Origin of the sequence: Microbacterium sp. Leaf351, assembly GCF_001423825.1 — a bacterium.
In the GTDB taxonomy this organism is placed as follows: Bacteria; Actinomycetota; Actinomycetes; order Actinomycetales; family Microbacteriaceae; genus Microbacterium; species Microbacterium ginsengisoli.
The window spans coordinates 7613-12546 of the sequence record NZ_LMPK01000018.1; the positions used below are offsets into that span (position 1 = coordinate 7613).

5 protein-coding genes are annotated in these 4934 nt (G+C 70.8%); 4 read left to right on the forward strand and 1 reads right to left on the reverse strand.

Annotated features, from left to right (window positions below):
• Window positions 1-43 precede the first annotated feature (43 nt).
• Window positions 44-508: a hypothetical protein gene (locus ASG00_RS06860; RefSeq protein WP_056207857.1), complete on the reverse strand. Its 465-nt coding sequence runs from the start codon at window positions 506-508 to the stop codon at window positions 44-46.
• A gap of 167 nt (window positions 509-675) precedes the next feature.
• Between ASG00_RS06860 and ASG00_RS06865 the strand changes: the two genes are divergently transcribed.
• From ASG00_RS06865 to ASG00_RS06880, 4 genes are all read left to right on the forward strand, one after another.
• Complete coding sequence (locus ASG00_RS06865) at window positions 676-1854, forward strand: ROK family transcriptional regulator (RefSeq protein WP_056207859.1); 1179 nt, start codon at window positions 676-678, stop codon at window positions 1852-1854.
• Between the two features lie 75 nt (window positions 1855-1929).
• On the forward strand, window positions 1930-3198 hold the full coding sequence (locus ASG00_RS06870) for an extracellular solute-binding protein (RefSeq protein WP_056207861.1): 1269 nt from the start codon (window positions 1930-1932) through the stop codon (window positions 3196-3198).
• Window positions 3199-3282: 84 nt separating this feature from the next.
• Window positions 3283-4245, forward strand: a complete 963-nt coding sequence (locus tag ASG00_RS06875) for a carbohydrate ABC transporter permease (protein WP_056207862.1) — start codon at window positions 3283-3285, stop codon at window positions 4243-4245.
• Window positions 4242-4934: carbohydrate ABC transporter permease (locus ASG00_RS06880; protein WP_235559401.1), on the forward strand; the 693-nt coding region annotated here is incomplete at its 3' end. The genes ASG00_RS06875 and ASG00_RS06880, both read left to right, overlap by 4 nt.

The following is a 4934-nucleotide window of genomic DNA, read 5'->3' on the forward strand; positions in this document are numbered from 1 at the left end:
AAATGCCCGGTGAGGTCACATTCGCATCACACCGGGCAGGGGGTCAGGACACGCCGCAGACCTCGCCGAACCGCCCGAGCGCGCCCTGCATGTCGGCGGAGAGTCCGGCGAGGTCGTCGAGCTTGCTCGCGTCTCCGGCGGCCATCGCGGTCATGGCGTCGCCGACCGACGCGTAGAGCTCGATGAGCGGCACCACGGCCGCCGCGACCGCGTCGTTCGTGATCTGCGGCTGGGTGTCGCGCAGGCGCGCCGAGGCGTCGGCGAGAGCGGATGCCGCGGCCTGCGCGTCGCTCTGCTCGGAGACTCCGCTCCCCACGTCGGCGATCGTCGACGCGACGAGCGCGCAGGCCTCGGCGGTCGATTGGCCCGCGTCGCCGGGCTGGTCGACAGCGGTGCCGGAAGAGGCGGGCGCCGCGGTTCCGGTGCACCCGGCGGCGAGGAGGACGACCACGAGGAGGAGTGCGGCGACCGCGCCGTTGCGGGCGCCGCGGCGGGGGGAAGCGGGCATGTCTCTGACCTCCAGACCGGGTCAGGCTACGGGCTGGCGCGGGAGCGTGTGCATCGTTCCCCACAGGACCGTGGCGCCGGCACGGCCACGTAACGGTTGTGTTAATCGTCGGCGGCGCGGGAAGGAAATGCTTGCGTCAAGTTTGTTCGTAAGGTGTACTAACAAACATGACGACGACGGATGTCCCGCGCAGCCCCTCCGGGCACGAGGGAGCAAGTGCTCTCGCCTTCGCCCCCGGTCGTGCCCTCCGGTCGGGCGTCAAGGTGCTCCCCGAGCACGCGCGCGCCCACAATCGATCCCTCGTCCTCCAGACGCTCTACCACCAGGGCGCGATGAGCCGGGCCGACCTCTCGCGGGAGACCGGCCTCACCCGCGTCACCATCTCCGACCTCGTCGCCGAGCTCATCGGCGACGGGCTCATGATCGAGAAGGGCGTGCGGGAGGACTCCCGGCCCGGAAAGCCCGCGATCCTCGTCGACATCCACCGCGACGGGCACCGCATCGTCGGCCTCGACCTCTCCGGTGCCGACGTCTTCCTCGGTGCGGTGCTCACCCTCGACGGCGACATCGTCGCGCGCGCCGAGCGGCCGCATCCGTCCGACCCCGCCGAGGTGCTCCCCACCGTCATCGACCTCGCCCGCCAGCTCGTCGGCGAGGCCCACGCCCCCGTGCTCGGCGTCGGCGTCGGCACCCCGGGCGTCGTCGACGACCGCGGCATCGTGCTCACCGCCCCCAACCTCGGATGGGCCGGCTTCGACCTCGAGGGCGCCCTGAACGCCGCCCTCGACCTGCCCGTGCTCGTCGCCAACGACGCGAACGCCGCCGTGCTCGCTGAGTACACGTTCGGCGGCGCGGGCGACGACGTGCTGCTGGTCAAGGTCGGACGCGGTGTCGGCTCGGGACTGCTCGCGGGGGGCCAGCCCATGCGCGGCGCCCGCTTCGCCGCGGGCGAGCTCGGACACGTCACCGTCGGCACCGACGGCGGCCCCGTGTGCGCGTGCGGCAAGGTCGGCTGCCTCGAGGCGTGGCTTGCCGTGCCCGCGATCGAGGCGCGCATCGCCGCCGACCCGGCCGCGGGCGACACCGTGCTGCGTGAGGCGGGCGAACGGCTCGGCATCGCGCTCGCCCCCGTCGTCGGGGTGCTCGACCTGTCGGAGATCGTGCTCTCCGGCCCCACTGAACTCCTCGGCGGTGTGCTTGCGCAGGCCACCGCCGAGGCCCTCCGCACCCGAACGCTCGCGCCCTTCCATGAGGGCGTGCGGGTGCGGATGACGGCGCAAGGCGCGGACATCGTCCTGCGCGGCGCCGCCGTCATGGTGCTGACCGCCCGGCTCGGAGTCTCGTAGCCGGCGGTCGACCAGGAAGCAGGCGGCATCCGTCGCCACCACCCACCACACCAGAGAGAACACAGAAGGACACCCATGAAGAAGTCCCTCGGAGCGGTCGCCCTCCTCGGCGCCGCGGCCCTCGCGCTCAGCGGCTGCGCCGGCAGCGGCAGCGGCGGGTCGACCTCCAGCGGCCCTGCGCAGATCCGCGTCTGGCTCGTCGGAACGGACACCCCCCAGGAAGCCCGCGATTACCTCGTGAAGACGTTCGAGGCGCAGAACCCCGGTTCGACGCTCGTCATCGAACAGCAGCAGTGGACGGGCCTCGTCGACAAGCTCACCACGAGCCTGTCGTCGAACGACACCCCCGACATCGTCGAGATGGGCAACACCCAGGCCGCCGCCTTCACCTCGAGCGGCGCCCTCGCCTCGCTCGACGACATCAAGGACCAGCTGGGCGGCAGCGACCTGCTCCCCGGCTTCGTCGAGGCCGGGACGTACGACGGCACGCTCTACGCCGCCCCGTACTACTCCGGTGCCCGCGTCGTGTTCTACAACACGGCCCAGTACCAGCAGGCGGGCGTGTCAGTGCCGACGACGCTCGATCAGTACATCTCGAATGCGCAGACCCTCGCCCAGAAGCTCCCTGGCGTCTCGGGCGTGTACTTCCCCGGGAAGGACTGGTACAACGCGCTGCCGTTCATCTGGGCCAACGGCGGCGACATCGCCACGCAGGACTCGAGCGGCAAGTGGACCGCCCAGTTCGAGAGCGACGCGTCGGTGAAGGGCCTCCAGCAGGTGCAGGAGCTCATGAAGACCTCGCTCGCCCCCAAGGACGGCGACGAGACCGACGGCTGGGTGCCCTTCCGCACCGAGAAGGCCGCGACCTACTCCGCCCCCAGCTGGGCGTACTGGTCGATCGTCGCCGACGAGAACAAGGCGCCCACGGCTCTCGCCAACACGACCGGCTACTTCGCCCTCCCGGGCGCCGGCGGCGGTGTCGCCCCCGTCTTCGCGGGCGGCTCGAACATCGGCATCGCCGCGAAGTCGCAGCACCAGGACCTGGCCAAGAAGGCGCTCGAGATCATGCTCGGCACCGACTACCAGGGCCTGCTCGCCAAGGCGGGGCTCGTGCCGGCGCGCACGTCGCTCGGCGGCCAGGTCGCCGCGGCCACGCCCGAGCTCGCGAAGGTGATCGCCTCGGCGGCCGCCAACGCGAAGCTCACCCCGGCCTCGCCCAAGTGGGCGGACGTCGAGGCCAAGGGCATCCTCCAGGACTTCTTCGTGCAGCTGGCCAATGGCGGCGACGCGAAGACCCTGGCGACGGCGCTCGACCAGCAGATCGACAGCATCCTCAACGGATGACCCACCCCGGGGCGCCCCGCATCGCGGGGCGCCCCGTTCCCTGCCCGGATTCCCCCCCCGACCCCCGACGAGAGGAGGCGCGCGATGACCACCCAGCTCGCCCCGACGGTGACGGATGCCGCGTCCGGCGGCTCCGCCCGCTCCGCGCCGCCCGTCCGGCGCCGCCGTTCCCGCACCCCGTGGGTGCTGCTGCTGCCGGCGTTCATCATGCTGGCCGTGTTCATCGGCTGGCCGCTGGTGCAGCTGATCGTGATGTCGTTCCAGAAGTTCGGGCGCGAGCAGATCTTCGGGAAGCCGCCGCTGTTCGTCGGCCTCGAGAACTACGCGCGGGTGCTCAGCGACCCCGAGTTCTGGACCGTGCTCGCCCGCAGCGTCGTGCTGTGCGTCGTGAGCGTGACCGCCACCATGATCCTCGGCGTGCTGATCGCGGTGCTCATGACGAAGCTGCGCGCGGTCATGCGCACCGCCGTCTCGGTCGCACTGCTGCTCGCCTGGGCGATGCCGGCCCTCACCGCCACGATCGTGTGGGGCTGGATCTTCGACACCCAGTACGGTCTCGTGAACTGGGTGCTCACCCGGGTGACGGGCCAGGACTGGACGGGCCACAGCTGGCTGATCGACCCGGTGAGCTTCTTCACGGTCGCCGCCATCATCATCACGTGGGGCGCCGTGCCGTTCGTCGCCTTCACCGTCTACGCCGGTCTCACCCAGGTGCCCGATGAGGTGCTCGAGGCGGCCGCGCTCGACGGGGCCGGCGGGCTCCAGCGGTTCCGCCTCGTGGTCTTCCCCTACCTCCGCTCGATCCTCACGGTGCTGCTGATCCTGCAGATCATCTGGGATCTGCGCGTGTTCGCGCAGATCTACGCCCTGCAGACGGTGGGCGGCGTGCGCGCCGACACGAACACGATCGGCGTCTACATCTACAGCGTCTCGATGGCCTCGGGCGACCTCGGCGCGGGCGGGGCGATCAGCGTCATCCTCGTCGTCATCATGCTCGCCCTCTCGGCGTACTACATCCGCTCCATGCTCAAGGAGGACCGCGCGTGAGCGCCCTCGCCCGCCGACGCACCTCCCGCGTGCTGTTGAACGCCGCCGCGGTCGTCGTGATCGCGTGCTCGATCTTCCCCGTCTACTGGATGGTCAACACCTCGCTGCTGCCGGGGTCCGCCATCAAGAGCGACACCCCGCACCTGTGGCCCGACCTGTTCACGGTGCAGAACTACGTCACCGCGCTCGGCTCCAGCGGCTTCGGCGCGGCCCTGCTCACGAGCGTCGTCGTGACGGTCGTGACGGTCGCCGCCGCCCTCGTCTTCGCCTTCCTCGCGGCGATCGTGCTGTCGCGGTTCCGCTTCCGCGGGCGCACCGCGATCATCGTGACGGTGCTCGTCGTGCAGATGATCCCTGCGGAGTCGATGATCATCTCGACCTTCCGCGTGCTCGACGGCTGGCACCTCGTGAACACGATGATCGGGCTGTCGCTCGTCTACATCGCGCTCGTGCTGCCGTTCACGATCTGGACCCTGCGGGGGTTCGTCGCCGGCATCCCCGCCGACCTCGAGGAGGCGGCGATGATCGACGGCTGCAGCCGTACCGGCGCGTTCTGGCGGGTGACGTTCCCCCTGCTCGCCCCGGGACTCGTCGCCACCGGCGTGTTCGCGTTCATCCAGGCGTGGAACGAGTTCGTGTTCGCGCTCGTGATCATGACCCGCCCCGAATCGCAGACGCTGCCGATCTGG